The organism is Marinobacter sp. ANT_B65, from assembly GCF_002407605.1.
Lineage (GTDB): Bacteria > Pseudomonadota > Gammaproteobacteria > Pseudomonadales > Oleiphilaceae > Marinobacter.
Genome location: NZ_NXGV01000001.1, coordinates 244859 through 260444 on the forward strand (window position 1 = coordinate 244859; position 15586 = coordinate 260444).

Genomic DNA, 15586 nt, shown 5'->3' on the forward strand with positions numbered 1-15586 from the left:
ACAGGATCCTTTGGATTGCTATCGGGCTATGGGCCGCTCAGGTGTTACGGCGCCGGCCCCACAGGCTTGCTACGGCGAGCACGATGATGAACAGCAGTGCCTGAAGAATGTCGGCGCTGGCTTTGGGAAGCTGGGCATACAGTTGCAGAGAGTCTGCGGAGGCCAGCAGGCCGCCCATCAGCACCGATAACGGAATGATTCGCAGGAAATGCTGGCCGGCGAGCCATGCCACCAGAAAGCCGGTCATGCCATAGCCACTGGCCAGACCATCCTGCAGGCGATTCTGGATCACAGAAGCTTCGGCGATACCGGCGAGGCCAGCCAGTAATCCGCCCACGGCCATGACAATAAGTACGTTGCGCTCGTAGGAAATACCGGCAGTCGCGCCGACCCGAGGGTTGCTGCGGCTGACCTGAAGGCCAAGGCCCCAACGGCTTCGGGTTACCAGTATGTGCAGGATGACGGCGGCTACAATGCCGAACACCAGCCCCATGTGGACCCGGGTGTCGAAGAATTGCGGCAGGATCGCCCCGGCCGGAAACTCAATAGTGGCAGGCCATCCGAGAGAGTTAGGGTTTTTCCAGGGGCCATGGACCACAAAGCTCACCAACAGGATTCCCACGTAGTTCAGCAACAGGGTGGATATGGTTTCATTGACCCCGAGACGGGTCTTGAGCAGCCCGGGGATTACTCCCCAGAGCGCGCCACCAGCCATGGCGCCGGTAAGCATCAGCGGCATCAGTATCCAGCCGGGCTGATCCACCGCGGCCAGCACGGCCCCGGTGCCAAACAGGGCGCCCAGGTAGAGTTGCCCTTCGCCACCAACACTGATCAGTCCAAGCCGGGCAGGCAGGGCAACTGCCAGGGCAGTCAGCAGAATGGGAGCGGTTTTAACCAGGGTCTCGCTGAAGGAATAGCTGTCGCCGAAGGCGCCCATGACCATTTCCTGGAACAGGGATACTGCTTCACGGCCATTGATGGCAAAGAACGCCAGGGTTGCCACCACGAAAATGATAGCCATGACCAGAACGGCGCCGGCCGGGCCCGCCAACAGTCGCAGCCCAGGTTTTAAAACAGGTTGGGTGGCGTTTGTCATGATGCGGCCCTCGCGTGTGAGTCAGCGGGTTTCTGTCCGGTTGGTATTTGGGGGTTGGCAGGCTGATGTTCGCCAGTCATGGCCCTGCCTATATCCAGCCGGTCGCACTCCCGCGGGTCGAAAATCCCGGATATCCGGCCTCCCTGCAGCACAGCAATGCGATGGGCGTAAGACATGAGGTCGTCCAGGTCTTCCGAAATCCACAACACCGCAGCACCGTCATTAGCTTTGGCAAACAGGGCCTGGTAAATGTCGTGGGCGGCGCCGGCATCCAGCCCCATGGTGGGGTAGGCGGCGACGATCAGATCTTTATCTCCTTCCAGTTCTCTGCCCACAACCAGTTTCTGAAGGTTGCCGCCAGACAGTTGGCCTGCCGCCAGCGCCGGGTTATCGGGGCGTACCTGGTAGCGTTGGATAATGTCCCGGGTCAGTTGCTCTTCCGGCGCCCAGGCAGGGAAGAAGCTCAAGTGCCGGAAATGAGCGAGGGCTACATTGGTTGTCAGCGACAGATCTGCCGCGACCGCGTTAACCGCCGGTTGTTCCGGTATATAGGACACCCGGTCTGAAGTGCTCGGGGGGCGGCTGGCGGACTGCAGGATATGACCATCAATGATGACTTCTCCCCTGGCTAGTGGCGTCAGGCCTACCAGTGCGTCTGCCAATAAGTGCTGGCCATTGCCGGAAACTCCGGCAACTCCGAGAATCTCGCCGGGTGCAATATCCAGTCGGATGTTCTCCACTGACTGGACTCCGTGACGGGCACTGAGGTCCCGGATCGAAATCCGGGGCGGCCGGTTGGCGAAGGCTTCACGGGGCGTGACCTCAATGGCGGAGCGCTGGTTGCTGTCCCCCATCATAAGGCTCACCAGAGAGGATTCTGTGCACTGTTTACGATCCAGTGTCTGAACCACCTGGCCGGCCCGCATCACGACAACCCGGTGAGCACAAGCCATCACGTCCTGCATTTTGTGGGTGATAAGCACCACGCTGCGGCCAGCCTCTGACAGTTTCCGGATAAGTGCCCAGAGGCGTTCTGCTTCCTGGGGTGGAAGCACTGATGTGGGCTCATCCAGAATCAGAACCTTTGCGTCCAGATTCAGAACCTTGACCAGTTCAAGCAGTTGCCGTTGTCCCACGGAAAGGTCTCGCACCAGTGTGTCCGGTGTCAGACCCGGGGCCAGCTCCTGCAGATAGGTGAGTACGGCCTTGCGAGGAGACGTGCGGAAAAGCCGGCGAAAGGTCCAGAAGGGCGGTTTCGGGTAGGCCAGTAGCAGGTTGTCCAGTACGGACAGGGCGGGTACCAGGTTGAACTGCTGGAATACCATGCCAATACCCAGAGACATTGCTTTCTGGGGCGACTCAATGGTGGTTTCTTTGTCGTCAATGAGAATGGCGCCGTCATCCGGAGGATACAGCCCAAACAGCATCTTCATGAGGGTGCTTTTACCCGCGCCGTTCTCTCCGAGCAGTGCGACCACCTCTCCGGTACAAATGTCCAGAGAGATTCCGTCATTTGCCGTAACGTCGCCGAAGCGTTTGGTGATGTTGTAAAGCTGGATGTTCATGACAACGACTCTTTTCGTTTATTTCTGTTGTATACAAGATTGCATGGATCATGCCAGATGAGGTCCGGGCGTATGGTTAAGGTGCCTGTATTCCATTGAGCTTAATAACTGTCAGAAATAACGAGAAAAATAATACGGTTGGTGTTTTATTTTGGTGCGGAAAGTCTGTATCTGCACAGAATAAGTGCGCTAACAGAGGTGTGGAATGGATTGAAAAGTCTTCCTCTATAGTTAATGATGTATGCAACAAAGAGTAGGAGCGAGACATGACTGAATTAACACGGAAGTGGACCGCTGACCGCATCTACGACGAGCTGCGTCAGGGGATTATGACTCTTGATCTGTATCCGGGGAGTCGGGTCACGGAAACTGAGCTGGCGCAACGGTTCAGCGTCAGCCGGACACCGGTCAGGGAGGCGCTTCAGCGCTTGGCTGTAGAAGGATATCTGACTATTCGCCCCAAGCATGGTTGCTACATTCGCCAGCTTGATGTTTTTGAACTGGCGGAATACTACGACGTGCGGGTTGGTCTTGAACTGGAGGGAGTGGCGCTTACAAGTCAGCGGGTGCCCTACCGGGAACTGGCGCAGCTTGCGGATGACTGGGACCCGCGGAAGCTGATGTACGGTTCCGAAGGAACGGAATGTTTCAAGGATGCCGAAGAGGCCTTTCATATCCGGCTCGCCAGCCTCAGCGGCAATATGGTGCTGGTGCAGTACCTGAAGGGTGTGAATGACCATATCAGGATTGTTCGGCGCCTGGGGCTGCCCGATACGGAAAGCGTGATAAAAACCTACGAAGAACATCATGAGATCTGTCAGAGAATTCTCGCCAACGACCTGGCTGCGGCCACGAATGTACTTCGGGCTCATATTCACGAGAGCCAGACCAAGAGTCGTGAGGTGACTCTGGTTCAGCTCGAAGCCCGCCGGCGTTTGAGGGAAGAGGAAGGCTAGTTCGGTCGGACGCCCAGCCTGATGGCATGGTTCCTGCTCCATAGTTTTCATTCCGAATGACACCGACAAGACTGGAGGCAGTATGAGTGGACTAGGTGGGTTGAATAAATCTCCCAATGGCGTTGTGATAGGTCTGGTTCAGCTGCAGCTGCCAGATGTGTCTACGCCAGAGCAGCTGGCGAGTCAGACCCGCCGCGTGTGTGAGTTGGTAGGCAAGGCTCGCCGCCAGTCACCAGTCATGGATCTTGTGGTGTTTCCCGAGTATTGCCTGCACGGTCTCTCCATGAGCATCGACCCGGCCATCATGTGTGACCGCGACGGCCCGGAAATGGCGGCGTTTCAGGCCGCCTGCCGGGAGCACGACATCTGGGGGTGTTTTTCCATCATGGAGAGCAACCCTGAAGGCAACCCCTATAACACTGGTGTGATTATCGATAACACTGGTGAATTACGGCTGTTCTATCGCAAGTTGCACCCATGGGTGCCAGTGGAGCCATGGGAGCCAGGTAACCTTGGCATTCCCGTCTGCGATGGCCCTAATGGCAGCCGTCTGTCACTGGCCATCTGTCATGATGGCATGTTCCCGGAAGTCGCTCGCGAGTGCGCCTACAAAGGCGCCAATATCATGCTGCGCACAGCTGGCTACACAGCGCCGATCCGACATTCCTGGAAAATCACCAATCAAGCCAATGCATTCTGTAACCTGATGGTGACCGCCAATGTTTGCCTGGCGGGGAGTGACGGCACCTTTAACTCCATGGGCGAAGGTATGGTGGTTAATTTTGATGGTGAGCCGATGGTAGAAGGTAATGGCTTTGCCGATGAAATCATCACTGCAGAAGTGCGCCCTGACCTGGTAGATGAGGCCCGTATCCACTGGGGCGTCGAGAATAATATCTATCAGCTTGGACACCGTGGCTATGTAGCGGTGAAAGGCGGCGCCAGCGATTGTCCGTACACATTCATGCAGGATATGGTGCGTGGCCAGTACAGGCTGCCCTGGGATGATGATGTGAAAGTGGTGGATGGCAGGGGCTTTGGTTTTGAACCGCCGGAACGTGAATACAAGCCTGGCTGATGGCAGGTGAGCAGGATTGCCAGGAGGGCATGTGCCCTCCTGATTTTGTGTTGTTCAGATCCCCACTAACTGCGAAGCCATCCGGTTCTGCTCTTCAATGATGTGCGTTAGTGACCGGCTCCGAAGATGGCCGTCTTCAATAACGATCCGACCATTGATGATGCTCCAGTGCACCCGTGGCGGTGTGCAGAAAACCAGAGAGGCAAGCGGGTCACTCTGGCCTCCGGCCATGCCGATGTCATCTGTGCGGAAAGCGACTATATCAGCGCAGTAACCAGGCTGAATGCGGCCAAGAGCGTCGCCTCTTCCCAGAACTTCGGCACCACCACGAGTGGCGATACGCAGTGCTTCGCGGGCAGTCATGGCTCCGGGTTGCTGATCCCTTACCCGTGCGGACAACATGGCCAGCCGGGCTTCATCGAGAAGATTTCCGCTGTCATTGGACGCGCTGCCGTCTACACCCAGGCTTACCTTGACTCCGGCATCCAGCATTTGCCTTACAGGTGCAATGCCTGAAGCCAGCCGCATATTGGAGCAGGGGCAGTGGGCAACTCCGGTACCTGTGCGGGCAAACAGTTCAATACCTGGTGCATCAAGATGTACGCAGTGCGCATGCCATACATCTTCGCCCACCCAGCCTACATCTTCGGAGAATTCCGTAGGTGTCATGCCGTAGCGTTCCATACTGAACGCCAGGTCTTTCCAGTTTTCCGCTGTATGGGTATGCAGCCCCACCTTCAGTGATCTTGCCATGGTGGCTGCTTCGCGCATCAGGTCTTTGGTGACAGTGAAGGGTGAGCAGGGTGCCAGCGCTACCCGGATCATGGCATCCGGGCTGTAGTCGTGGTGAGTCTCAACCGCTCGCTGCATGTCCCTGAGAATCGCGTGTTCGTCTGCTTCCACCAGTTCATCCGGTGGCAGGCCGCCCTGACTCTGGCCGAGGCTCATAGCTCCTCTCGCGGCGTGAAAACGGATCCCCATTTCAATGGCTGCCTGAACACTGTCATCCAGAGTGATGCCGTTCACATACAGGTAGGCGTGATCGGCAGCTGTAGTGCACCCGGACAACATGAGTTCGGCCATGGCGGTACGGCTTGCCGCCCGTTGCATTTCCGGTGTGATGTTGCGCCAGACGGGGAACAGGGCACTGAGCCAGTCGAACAGCTCCCCGTTCTGGGCAGCAGGTAAAGCCCGGGTCAGGGACTGGAACATGTGGTGGTGAGTGTTGATGAGGCCTGGAATCACTACATGGCCACTAAGATCGATTGTGCGGCTGGCATCCTCTGGGCATTCATCGGATGTCCCAACGGCTTCAATGCGGTTGTCGCGGACAAGTATGTAGCCATTTTCAATTTCACGCTCTTCGTCGTCCATGGTGGCGATGACCCGGGCGTTCTTCAGTAACAGTGTGTCTGTCATTGCTGGCATGTTCCCGTTGCGAAAGTTTGTAGTCAGTTTACATGCAATAGTGGTGCCTTATTTAAATGCCTGAAAGGTTGACGAAATGGTCAGAAAATGGGGCGCCTGCACTTTTTTGATGCAGAGAATTACTGTGTATCCCTTGTATGCCATGGTTTTCGGGCTTTTTTATATGGCACGCCTGTTGCAAATATATTGACCAGATGGGTAGTTAATTATTAATGCAACAGGAGAGATCATGGCGGATGAGGGACTGGAAATACCTGTAATTGATTTTGATCCGTTCCTGAATGGAACTGAGGCAGATCGTAAGGCAGTGGCGGCGCAGATGCGGCAGGCCAGCCAGGAATGGGGCTTCTTTTATTTGTCCGGCTGCGGCATGCCGGAAGAAAAGCTGACGGAGGCATTCGCTACGTCAACGGCATTCTTTGGCCTGCCACTTGAAATGAAGCAGCAGGTGGCCTGGCAGAATGCCGAGAGCAACCGGGGCTATGTTGGAGTCAAGCGAGAGAAGCTGGACCCCACTCGCCCGGGGGATCTGAAAGAAGCTTTCAATCTGGCGCCGGAGCGTTCAGGCCCGGAAGCGATTAAAAATCTCTGGCCAGCTGGTCAGCCTCAGTTTGAGGCAGTAATGAGAGGGTTCCTTGCGGAATGTACTCAGACCGCGGGTAACGTGCTGGAAGCATTTGCCCTTGCTCTGGATCTGCCAGCAGACTTTTTTGTAGACGCCCACAACGAGCATGATCATACGTTGCGATTACTGCACTACCCGCCTCTTCCTGAAGGGTTTGAGCCTGAAGGTGGAGAAAGCCGGGCGGGAGCTCATACCGATTACGGAAGTATTACCTTGTTGTTCCAGGATTCGGTAGGCGGTCTGGAAGTCCGTACCCGTGGTGGAGAGTGGCTAAGGGCCACACCGATACCCGGAACTGTTGTGGTCAATACCGGTGACCTGATGCACAGGTGGACCAACCATGTATTTTGCTCAACGCCTCACCGGGTGAATGTGGCTCCGGAAAACCGTTTCAAAGACCGGTATTCCATCGCCTTTTTCTGTCACCCCAATAAATCGGCGGAAATAGCCTGCATTGATAGCTGCGCAACGGCAGAAAATCCGCCGATCTACGGCCCGATTTCGGCAGGTCAGCACCTGCATGAAAAGCTTACCAATACCTATGGGGCATCCAGCCCAGCAACTGAGGAATCACTATGAACAAACTCAAAAACCTGGCGGCCGGTATCACCTTGTCGCTCAGCACCATTTCCGGTGTTGCTTATGCAGAAGACCTCATCCCGGTTACCGTGTCTACCACCTGGTATGCCCAGGCGGAGCACGGTGGATTTTATGCAGCCAAAGCCATGGGGCTCTACGAAGAGCAGGGCCTGGACGTCACCATCAAGATGGGTGGTCCTCAGGTGAACAATGTGCAGTTGCTAATGGGCGGCAAGATGGATTTCATCATGGGGTACAGCCTGCAGTCATTTAATGCTGTGAAGGAAGATATTCCATTGGTAACAGTGGCGGCTTTCTTCCAGAAAGATCCGCAAACTCTCGTGGTACATAAAGGTGCAGGGAACGACTCACTGGAGGATCTGAAAGGTAAATCCATGCGCGTGCCTACGGCCGGTCGTGTGGCTTACTGGCCCTGGCTGAAAACCGAATACGGTTATAGCGATGAGCAGCTTCAGGCTTATGACTACAGCTTTGCACCGTTTATCAGAGACGAACAGGCTATTCAGCAGGGCTACGTGACCAACGATGGCTTCTTCCTTGAACAGGCGGGTGTTGAAGGCAAGAGTCTGTTGCTGGCTAACTATGGCTGGAAAGCCTACGCAGCTACGCTGGATACCACCCGTGAGATGATTGAGGAAAATCCGGAAGTCGTGCAGAAAATGGTGACGGCAACCGCACTGGGCTGGAAGGCTTACTTCGAAAATCCTGAGCCGGCCAATGCGCTGATCAAGGCAGACAACCCGGAAATGCAGGATGAGCTGCTCGCATACACCTACGCAAAAATGCAGGAAGAAAACATGTTGCTTTCTGATGCTGCCGAGGGTGGGCGCTATGGCATGATGACCGTTGAACGCTGGAAGGCATTCTTTGACGACATGGTTGCTGCGGAAACCCTGCCGGAAGATCTGGACTGGGAGAAGGCGTTTGATACTTCGTTTATCGAAGCGGTCTATGCAGACTGAGTTTTAAGGGTATGGATAAAAAGGGCGGCCTGGAGGTCGCCCTTTTTGTTTGTCTAGCCCGATACAAATTCTGCAAGGGCGTCGGCTACGGCCTCGGGTGCCGCTACCTGGGGAACGTGGCCTGTATTCAGGGAGACAACCCTGGCACCGGGTACAAGTTGCTGCATGCGTCGTTGCACTGGCAATACTACGGAACGGTCCTGCAGGGCTTCGACATAGAGCCGCGGTAGCTGTCCGAAACGGGCCTGTGTCCAGCGGGGCACCAGTGCCCGGCTGCCCTCGGCCTGAGGGTTGAACCGGCCAATGGCTTGCTCTGCTACCTGTTCACTGACGTCTTGCAGGAAAATGTTCCGGATAGCTGATGGCTGCACCCGGGATACCTGACCATCGGACTCCCATTCCAGAAAAGGACCAATCCCTGAGGCTTCAGGGAAGTCCTTTATCATTTCGCTGACCAGGTCACCGAAGCCAGTGCCTGACGGCAACATCATACCTGCCAGATACGCAACGCCGATTACCCGCTCGGCTATGGATTCGGCGAGTTGGGTGGCCACGGCGCCACCGCCGGAGTGGCCGACCAGCAACAATGGACCTTCGATTTCTTCGAGCTGTTTTTTCAGATCCTCGACACACAGGTCAATAGATGCCTCAGCCGGGTTTCCCAGTCGTGGGCCGCATCCGGGCAAGTCCGGCGCCAGAACCCTGAACCCGTGTTTTTCAAGATGAGGTGTGAAGGTTTCCCATACCCAGCCTCCGGCCCAGGCGCCATGAATCAGAACCGCGGTAATTTGTGTATCAGGCATAAGTTCTCCGGTACATATCCATCAGGTGGGCTTCCACGGTTGTGGGCGGGTAGTGGGGTTGGTCGCCCTCTGCCAGACAAGTAGGCAGACAGCTGACCTGGTGGTCGGGATTGCCGCTGTAGAAGAAGGGTACCGAGTAGCGCTCGGCCCCGGAGGTATTGATCACGCGGTGCAGGGTGGATCTATAGCGGTCGTTGGTCCAGCGCGCAATCATGTCACCAAGGTTAACGACAAAAGTACCCGGAACCGGGTCCGCATTGATCCAGCGGTCGCCTTTAATGTCCCAGACCTGCAGCCCGGGTTTGTCGTCCAGCAGCAGCACAGTGATGCCGCCAAAGTCTGTGTGGGCCCCGCAACCTTTCTCCCCTGGGGCCGGGTTTGGTGGCTGGGGTGGGTAGTGCAGCAGGCGCAGGATAGACAGGGGCTGACGGCAAAAATTCTCGAAGAAATCATGGCCGAGCCCAAGCGACAGGGCCAGAGCCTCCATGATCCGGCTACTGAGCTCATTCAGGGCCTCGAAGTATTCCGTCATGGTGTCGCGGAATGCAGGCAGGGACTGGGGCCACTGATTCGCTCCCTGATTGAAGCGACCGGCTATTACCCGGGGATCTGATTCATCCAGCTCCTGGCCAATATAGAAACCTTCTTTAAGATCTGGTGGAGAGCCGGGTTCCAGAGTCTGTCCCTTCAGAGGTTCGTATCCCCGGTTGGCCTTGGAGAGGCTCTTGTTGATGGATTCTTTCTCTGACTCGGGCAGATTGAACAGGGCCCGGGATTCCTCGAATACCCGGCTGATCAGTGCCTCGGGAATGCCGTGGCCGCTGGCATAGAAAAAGCCAGTGTGCAGGCAGACGTCAGCCAGGGATCGGGCCAGCTGCTGTCGTTGCTGATCGGTTCCGGTTAGTAACGACATGTCGATAACAGGTAGCGAAGCCCCTGATTCGTTAATGGTGCTCATGATGTGACTCCAGGTTCATTAATAATGCTGTCCATGTGGTCAGTAATTCACGAAGCGTGCCAGTGATAAGCCAGGGCTCAATGACGTGTAAATCGCGCGTGCACTGATGCCTGAGGGGTCCAGGAATTGTTGGTCGCGGGCCTAAGGCCTCAAATAGGGGCACTGCGCGGGATTTTGCACTGGATTCGGGCGTGATTCCTCATTGAAAAGCGGGTGTTTCCGGGTGTAGTGCCTTCTGCTCCTGTGCCGGCATGAAAGCCCGAGTTGGCCCGTTAATTGACGCCTGTTCAGAGGTGAGAGCCAATTATGGTTACGTTTGTTGTGCCTGGATTGGCAAGCTGGCCTGGCCTTTGCTTTGTCTAATAAAACCTGACCGAATGATCAAAAAATTCAGAGCATAAACCTTAGAAGGGGAAAGCAAATGCATAAACGTATCACTCGTTCGTTTCTGATTGCAGCATCATTGGCTGGCGGTCTTTTGAGCCAGTCGGCCCTGGCCGCTGATAAAGTTGTCTACCAGTTGGACTGGTTGCCCGGCGGTGACAAGTCTCCGGTTTATCTTGGGGTGCAGGAAGGATTCTTTGCAGACGAAGGGCTGGAGGTCCGCATTGCCAGTGGCCGTGGCTCAACCGATGCGATAACCAAGATTGCGACCGGGCAAGCCGACATAGGTAGCGCTGATATTGGTGCCTTGATGGCCGCCAAAGCCCAGGACGACAGCCTGCCAGTGAAAGCTGTTTACAGTATCTTCAATCGTGCTCCTCACGCCTTTTTCACACTTGAAAGCAGTGGTATCAGCAAGGTGACGGACATCGAGGGTAAGAAAGTTGCAACCTCGCCGTTCACTTCTTCGAATGCGTTTCTTCCTCTGGTACTGAAGGATAACGGGCTGGCAGATGACGCTGTTCAGCTCACCAAGGCGGACCCGGGTGCCCTCGGCCCAATGTTGATGAACGGTGGTACTGACGCCATTATCGCCTGGGTCACCAATATCGCCCTCTTCGACAGCCAGGCCAAAATAACGGGTAACAAGCTGGTGGTTTTGCCATGGTCTGATGCCGGGCTCGAACTTTACTCATCCTCAGTTGTTGCTGCTGATAAATTCCTTAGCGAACGTCCGGACGTGGCCAAGCGTTTCATGCGCGCCTACGACAAATCCCTGAAACTCACCCATGACGATCCGACTAAAGCCGCCGAAGCCCTGCATACCATGGTGCCTGAGGTGGATGTTGATGTGGCCGTTGCCCAGATTGGCGATTCCATGAAGCTGATTGTTAACGATGTCAGCGAACGTGATGGCCTGGGAGCGCTCACAGAAGAACGTGTGGCTCTGACATGGAGCCGTGTGGCTCAGGCAGAAAAGCTGGCCGGGGATGCCCTGGACCCGGAAACCGTTATCGATCGTACTTTGCTCGAGGCGCTGTAAGTATGACCGGAACCGCCACCAACCGCTCTTTTGTCCGGCTCTCCGGAGTCGGGCACAGGTACGACCCGGACCCGTCGACGCCAATGGCGGTGACCGGCGTCGATCTGGATATTCAGAGGCATGAGTTCGTAGCGGTCGTCGGCCCTTCCGGGTGCGGAAAGTCGACCCTGTTGAGGATGATTGCCGGCTTGCTGAAACCGACAGAGGGAGAAGTCTCTGTTTTTGGCCGGCCAGTGGATGGCCCAAGGGATGATGTAGGTATCGTTTTCCAGAAACCCACGCTGCTGCCTTGGCTGAATGTCCGCAAGAATGTGCTCTTCCCGCTTAAACACAAGTATGGCCGCTACAGCCATGAAGATGAGAAGCGGGCGGATGAGTTGCTTGAGATGGCGGGGCTGGAAAGCTTTGCCGGGAAAATGCCTGACGAATTGTCGGGCGGTATGCAGCAGCGGGTCGGGATTGTCCGGGCGCTGTTGCTCAACCCGGATATCCTTTTGATGGATGAGCCTTTCTCCGCACTTGATGCCATGACCCGGGAACAGATTGGTTTTGATTTGCTGAAAATCTGGGAGGAAAACCCCAAGACGGTGCTGTTCATTACTCATTCGATTGCGGAGGCGGTACTGCTGGCAGACCGTGTCCTGGTGATGAGCAAACGCCCCGGAACCCTGCTGGAGATGCTGGATGTTGATCTGCCCCGTCCACGGACCCGGCATACCATTTCCGAACCTCGGTTCGCGGAACTTACAGAACGTCTGAGGAAGCACATTTATGAGCCTGAAGCAGCCTGATCCCAAAACCAGGCGCCTTGTGCTTGCAGCTGCGCCCTGGTTGTTTTTTATTGCCCTGATCCTGCTGTGGGAGTTGGTGTGCCGGGTTTTCTCACTGCCTGAGTATGTGTTGCCGGCACCGTCAGCTATTGTTGACGCCTTCTTCAAGGTTGAGTTCAGCCGCTGGATGACGCACTTGTGGGCGACCCTGAGAGTGGCTTTGATGGGATTCGTGGTTTCCATTGTGGTCGCTATTCCCATCGCGATTGCCATGATGCGGTCAGAATTGCTGACCCGTACCCTCTATCCCTTGCTGGTGGTTATCCAGTCCACACCTGTTGTGGCCGTAGCGCCGTTGATCATCGTTCTGATGGGGTCTGACGATCCATCGAGAGTGTTGATTACCTGCCTGCTGACCTTCTTCCCACTGGTGGTATCTACGGCTACGGGAATTAACGAGACACCTCCGGAGTTGATAGAACTGAGCCGGTCACTGGATGCACCTACTCGCCGCGAGACATGGCAAATCCGTATTCCTTATGCCATTCCGCACATTTTCACCGGGCTGAGGGTGGCGATCACTCTGGCTATTATCGGTGCCGTGGTTGCGGAGTTCGTTGCGGCAGAAGAGGGGCTGGGTTACTTCATTCAGTTCTCTACCTCGTTTTTCCGGATTCCTCAGGCGTTCGCCGGCCTGTTCTTCCTTGCAGTAGTCAGCCTGTTGCTCTTCAAGTCTGTGCAGTGGACGCAGCAAATTTTCTTCCCCTGGAGCCTGCCTAAAAAATAAGGCTACGGGGTATAAATCAGGATTAATGATATGTCTGAACTGGAAAAACTGAACGATACCGACCTGGCTATGATGCACAAGGTGATTGGGCTGGCCGATAAACTGGCGACAGAGGGAATTCACCCCTTCGCAGCCATACTGGCGGACGGCGAAGGGAATGTTCTTATGGAGCAGGGCAATGCCTACCTGCCAGATCAGGATATGACCGGGCATGCTGAGCGGGTACTGATGACCCGGGCGAGCAAAACCTGGCGTCCGGATTTTCTTGCCGGCTGCACCATGTATGTTTCCGCCGAGCCCTGCTGCATGTGTGCCGGTGCGGCTTACTGGGCCGGATTGGGCCGCCTGGTCTACGGGGTCAGCGAGCATCAGCTGAAGATGATTACCGGTAATCATCCCGAAAACCCGACTCTGGATCTGCCCTGCCGACAGGTGTTTGCGTCTGGCCAGCGGGACGTTGAAGTTATTGGGCCGGTACTGGAAGACGAAGCTGCGCAAGTACACCAAACCTTTTGGCAGAACCACGGAGCATAAAGACGCTATGACTCAAAGCCGTGTAACCGTGATTGTTGATTCCCGCTATGGGAGCACTCTGGCTCTGGCGCGGGCTATTGCCGATGGTGTTGTTTCGCAAGGTGCGGAGGTTCGTCTGTGCCGGGTCTCGATTGTCGAGCCGGAGTTCAGTGTAGATGTGGAACGGCCTGACTTTGTTGCCGCCCAGAAGGAATACAGAGAGCTGCCCCGGGCTACAGCTGCAGATCTCGAGTGGGCTCAGGGAATTATCTGGGGATCACCTACCCGCTACGGGCTTATGAGCACGCCGCTTCGTGCGTTTATCGATGAGGTGGCACCGCTGTGGCGACAGGGAGCACTGATAGGAAAAGTCGGAGCGGCATTTACCTCCAGTGGCGGCATGCATTCCGGTAACGAAGTCACCTTGCTGACTCTTCTGTTGCCTTTTTTGCAACACGGCATGGTCTTGGCGGGTGTGCCCCATAGTGTTCCGGAATTGGTGCATACCGATAAGGGAGGGTCCCCTTATGGTGCCACCACAGTGACGGGCTTCGATGGCACCCGTGGCGTAGATGAAAATGAGCGGGCAATAGCCCGGGCCCTTGGTGCCCGGGTGGCCCGGCTGGCCGGCTGGGTCAAACCTGAGCCGGCATCCGTAGAGCTTGCTGCCTATTCAGTCTGATGCCCAGGCACCGGTAAGATTCTGAGAGTTATGTTGTGTCCCTTTGCCGCCTTCGGGCGGCTTTTCTTTTGCCTTTTTGTTTTGCCGGGGCCCTTGGCGCGGGATGGGTTCTGACACGCACAAAACCAGAGCAGTTGGCTGAAAACAGGTCCAATGTGGTGCGCCTCAAGACCTTTTGTGGCTTCTCAACCTACTGAAAACAGGGAGTTTTCATTTAAATTCCTGAGTGGCATGAGGGTTGCTTTAAAAAGTTGATCAAGTGGTCAATTAAATAGATATCGTCCTCGAACTCAGGAGAGTACCCATGAAGCGTAAATTCAAAGCAGCCTCTGCTGGCTCCCTCTTAATAGCTGGACTGGTCGCTTTCTCCCCGGTATCCGCTGAGGAACTGGACAAGGTAGTGTTTGGAACCAACTGGTACGCCCAGGCCGAACACGGCGGTTTCTACCAGGCACTAGCCACCGGCATTTATGAAAACTATGGCCTGGATGTGGAAATCAAGATGGGAGGGCCGCAGGTAAACGGAACCCAGCTATTGGTAAGCGGGCGCTACGATCTGCTTATGGGTTATCCGATCGGCAATATAAATGCTGTAGAGAAGGGCTTGCCTGTGAAAACGGTAGCGGCCTCGATGCAGGGTGATCCCCAGTCTCTGATTGCGCATCCACACGTTGAATCCTTAGAGCAGATCAAGGAAGAGGGCCTGCCTGTCTATCTGGCGACTTTTGCACACTCTACGTTCTGGCCGTGGCTGAAAGCTGAGTACGGCTTCGAAGATGATGTGGTTCACGCATACACCTTCAGTGTAGTGCCGTTTCTGACTGACGAGAACATTGTGCAGCAGGGATACCTGTCTTCTGAGCCGTTTGCCATCGAGAAAGGCGGCATAGAGCCTAACGTCTTTCTTTTGTCTGACTATGGTTACCCTCCCTATGCAACCACCATTGAAACCACCACGGACATGATCGAGGAGCGTCCGGATGTGGTCAAACGCTTCGTTCAGGCCAGTATGGAAGGCTGGAAAAGCTACCTTGAGTCCCCGGCCAAGGGTAATGAGCTGATCATGCAGGAGAACCCGGAAATGACACCGGAGCAGCTCGCTTACGGTCTGGAAAAAATGAAGGAGTATGAGCTTGTTACCAGTGGCGATGCGCAAACCAAGGGCATTGGTGTGATGACTGACGAGCGCTGGGCCAGGATCAAGAATTTCATGGTAGAGGCTGGGCTGGCATCTGCCGATCTCGACATGAGCGATGTTTACACGCTTGAGTTCCTGCCTGAGACGCCGGTGCTGCCATAAGCATCTGTTAGCCCTATACCCCTGATGCCGGGCGGAA

Annotated in this window: 15 protein-coding genes; 10 read left to right on the forward strand and 5 right to left on the reverse strand. The window is 55.6% G+C overall.

Annotated features, from left to right (window positions below):
• Positions 1-37: 37 nt before the first annotated feature.
• Positions 38-1096 (reverse strand): ABC transporter permease, encoded by a 1059-nt coding sequence (locus CPA50_RS01120; RefSeq protein WP_096780658.1) that lies wholly within the window; start codon positions 1094-1096, stop codon positions 38-40.
• Positions 1093-2661, reverse strand: coding sequence for an ABC transporter ATP-binding protein (locus CPA50_RS01125; RefSeq protein WP_096780659.1), 1569 nt, complete (start codon positions 2659-2661; stop codon positions 1093-1095). Before CPA50_RS01125 ends, CPA50_RS01120 begins: the two co-directional genes overlap by 4 nt.
• Before the next feature lie 266 nt (positions 2662-2927).
• On the opposite strand from CPA50_RS01125, the gene CPA50_RS01130 reads away from it, so the two are divergent.
• Positions 2928-3617, forward strand: coding sequence for a GntR family transcriptional regulator (locus CPA50_RS01130; protein ID WP_096780660.1), 690 nt, complete (start codon positions 2928-2930; stop codon positions 3615-3617).
• Positions 3618-3699: 82 nt separating this feature from the next.
• Positions 3700-4695: a formamidase gene (locus CPA50_RS01135; protein WP_096780661.1), complete on the forward strand. Its 996-nt coding sequence runs from the start codon at positions 3700-3702 to the stop codon at positions 4693-4695.
• A gap of 54 nt (positions 4696-4749) precedes the next feature.
• Here the strand turns inward: CPA50_RS01135 and CPA50_RS01140 are convergent, their stop codons facing one another.
• Positions 4750-6114 carry an 8-oxoguanine deaminase gene (locus CPA50_RS01140; RefSeq protein WP_096780662.1) on the reverse strand — a complete coding sequence of 455 codons (1365 nt, stop codon included), beginning with the start codon at positions 6112-6114 and terminating at the stop codon, positions 4750-4752.
• A gap of 238 nt (positions 6115-6352) precedes the next feature.
• On the opposite strand from CPA50_RS01140, the gene CPA50_RS01145 reads away from it, so the two are divergent.
• Together CPA50_RS01145 and CPA50_RS01150 are read left to right on the forward strand one after the other, a co-directional pair.
• The gene (locus CPA50_RS01145; RefSeq protein WP_096780663.1) at positions 6353-7327 is read left to right on the forward strand and encodes an isopenicillin N synthase family dioxygenase; all 975 of its coding nucleotides are present in this window, start codon (positions 6353-6355) and stop codon (positions 7325-7327) included.
• Positions 7324-8310, forward strand: a complete 987-nt coding sequence (locus tag CPA50_RS01150; RefSeq protein WP_096780664.1) for an ABC transporter substrate-binding protein — start codon at positions 7324-7326, stop codon at positions 8308-8310. Before CPA50_RS01145 ends, CPA50_RS01150 begins: the two co-directional genes overlap by 4 nt.
• Before the next feature lie 53 nt (positions 8311-8363).
• Here the strand turns inward: CPA50_RS01150 and CPA50_RS01155 are convergent, their stop codons facing one another.
• Entirely contained in the window at positions 8364-9113 is a 750-nt protein-coding gene (locus CPA50_RS01155) for an alpha/beta fold hydrolase (protein WP_096780665.1), read from the reverse strand.
• A complete protein-coding gene (locus tag CPA50_RS01160; RefSeq protein ID WP_413772149.1) occupies positions 9106-10062 on the reverse strand; it encodes an isopenicillin N synthase family dioxygenase in 957 nt (318 codons plus the stop codon). Before CPA50_RS01160 ends, CPA50_RS01155 begins: the two co-directional genes overlap by 8 nt.
• 430 nt (positions 10063-10492) lie before the next feature.
• On the opposite strand from CPA50_RS01160, the gene CPA50_RS01165 reads away from it, so the two are divergent.
• From CPA50_RS01165 to CPA50_RS01190, 6 genes are all read left to right on the forward strand, one after another.
• Positions 10493-11497, forward strand: coding sequence for an ABC transporter substrate-binding protein (locus tag CPA50_RS01165; RefSeq protein WP_096780667.1), 1005 nt, complete (start codon positions 10493-10495; stop codon positions 11495-11497).
• 2 nt (positions 11498-11499) lie between these two features.
• The gene (locus CPA50_RS01170; RefSeq protein WP_179397127.1) at positions 11500-12288 is read left to right on the forward strand and encodes an ABC transporter ATP-binding protein; all 789 of its coding nucleotides are present in this window, start codon (positions 11500-11502) and stop codon (positions 12286-12288) included.
• A complete protein-coding gene (locus tag CPA50_RS01175; protein ID WP_096780668.1) occupies positions 12269-13054 on the forward strand; it encodes an ABC transporter permease in 786 nt (261 codons plus the stop codon). Before CPA50_RS01170 ends, CPA50_RS01175 begins: the two co-directional genes overlap by 20 nt.
• A gap of 69 nt (positions 13055-13123) precedes the next feature.
• On the forward strand, positions 13124-13588 hold the full coding sequence (locus CPA50_RS01180) for a nucleoside deaminase (RefSeq protein ID WP_202971748.1): 465 nt from the start codon (positions 13124-13126) through the stop codon (positions 13586-13588).
• Positions 13589-13595: 7 nt separating this feature from the next.
• A complete protein-coding gene (gene wrbA / locus CPA50_RS01185; RefSeq protein WP_096780669.1) occupies positions 13596-14249 on the forward strand; it encodes an NAD(P)H:quinone oxidoreductase in 654 nt (217 codons plus the stop codon).
• A gap of 304 nt (positions 14250-14553) precedes the next feature.
• Entirely contained in the window at positions 14554-15549 is a 996-nt protein-coding gene (locus CPA50_RS01190; protein ID WP_096780670.1) for an ABC transporter substrate-binding protein, read from the forward strand.
• The last annotated feature ends 37 nt before the right edge of the window (positions 15550-15586 follow it).

What these genes read in the sequence shown, in the direction of transcription:
- CPA50_RS01120 (WP_096780658.1), bottom strand. Translation starts at nt 1,096, where the DNA reads ATGACAAACGCCACCCAACCTGTTTTAAAACCTGGGCTGCGACTGTTG.
- CPA50_RS01125 (WP_096780659.1), bottom strand. Translation starts at nt 2,661, where the DNA reads ATGAACATCCAGCTTTACAACATCACCAAACGCTTCGGCGACGTTACG.
- CPA50_RS01130 (WP_096780660.1), top strand. Translation starts at nt 2,928, where the DNA reads ATGACTGAATTAACACGGAAGTGGACCGCTGACCGCATCTACGACGAG.
- CPA50_RS01135 (WP_096780661.1), top strand. Translation starts at nt 3,700, where the DNA reads ATGAGTGGACTAGGTGGGTTGAATAAATCTCCCAATGGCGTTGTGATA.
- CPA50_RS01140 (WP_096780662.1), bottom strand. Translation starts at nt 6,114, where the DNA reads ATGACAGACACACTGTTACTGAAGAACGCCCGGGTCATCGCCACCATG.
- CPA50_RS01145 (WP_096780663.1), top strand. Translation starts at nt 6,353, where the DNA reads ATGGCGGATGAGGGACTGGAAATACCTGTAATTGATTTTGATCCGTTC.
- CPA50_RS01150 (WP_096780664.1), top strand. Translation starts at nt 7,324, where the DNA reads ATGAACAAACTCAAAAACCTGGCGGCCGGTATCACCTTGTCGCTCAGC.
- CPA50_RS01155 (WP_096780665.1), bottom strand. Translation starts at nt 9,113, where the DNA reads ATGCCTGATACACAAATTACCGCGGTTCTGATTCATGGCGCCTGGGCC.
- CPA50_RS01165 (WP_096780667.1), top strand. Translation starts at nt 10,493, where the DNA reads ATGCATAAACGTATCACTCGTTCGTTTCTGATTGCAGCATCATTGGCT.
- CPA50_RS01170 (WP_179397127.1), top strand. Translation starts at nt 11,500, where the DNA reads ATGACCGGAACCGCCACCAACCGCTCTTTTGTCCGGCTCTCCGGAGTC.
- CPA50_RS01175 (WP_096780668.1), top strand. Translation starts at nt 12,269, where the DNA reads ATGAGCCTGAAGCAGCCTGATCCCAAAACCAGGCGCCTTGTGCTTGCA.
- CPA50_RS01180 (WP_202971748.1), top strand. Translation starts at nt 13,124, where the DNA reads ATGATGCACAAGGTGATTGGGCTGGCCGATAAACTGGCGACAGAGGGA.
- wrbA (WP_096780669.1), top strand. Translation starts at nt 13,596, where the DNA reads ATGACTCAAAGCCGTGTAACCGTGATTGTTGATTCCCGCTATGGGAGC.
- CPA50_RS01190 (WP_096780670.1), top strand. Translation starts at nt 14,554, where the DNA reads ATGAAGCGTAAATTCAAAGCAGCCTCTGCTGGCTCCCTCTTAATAGCT.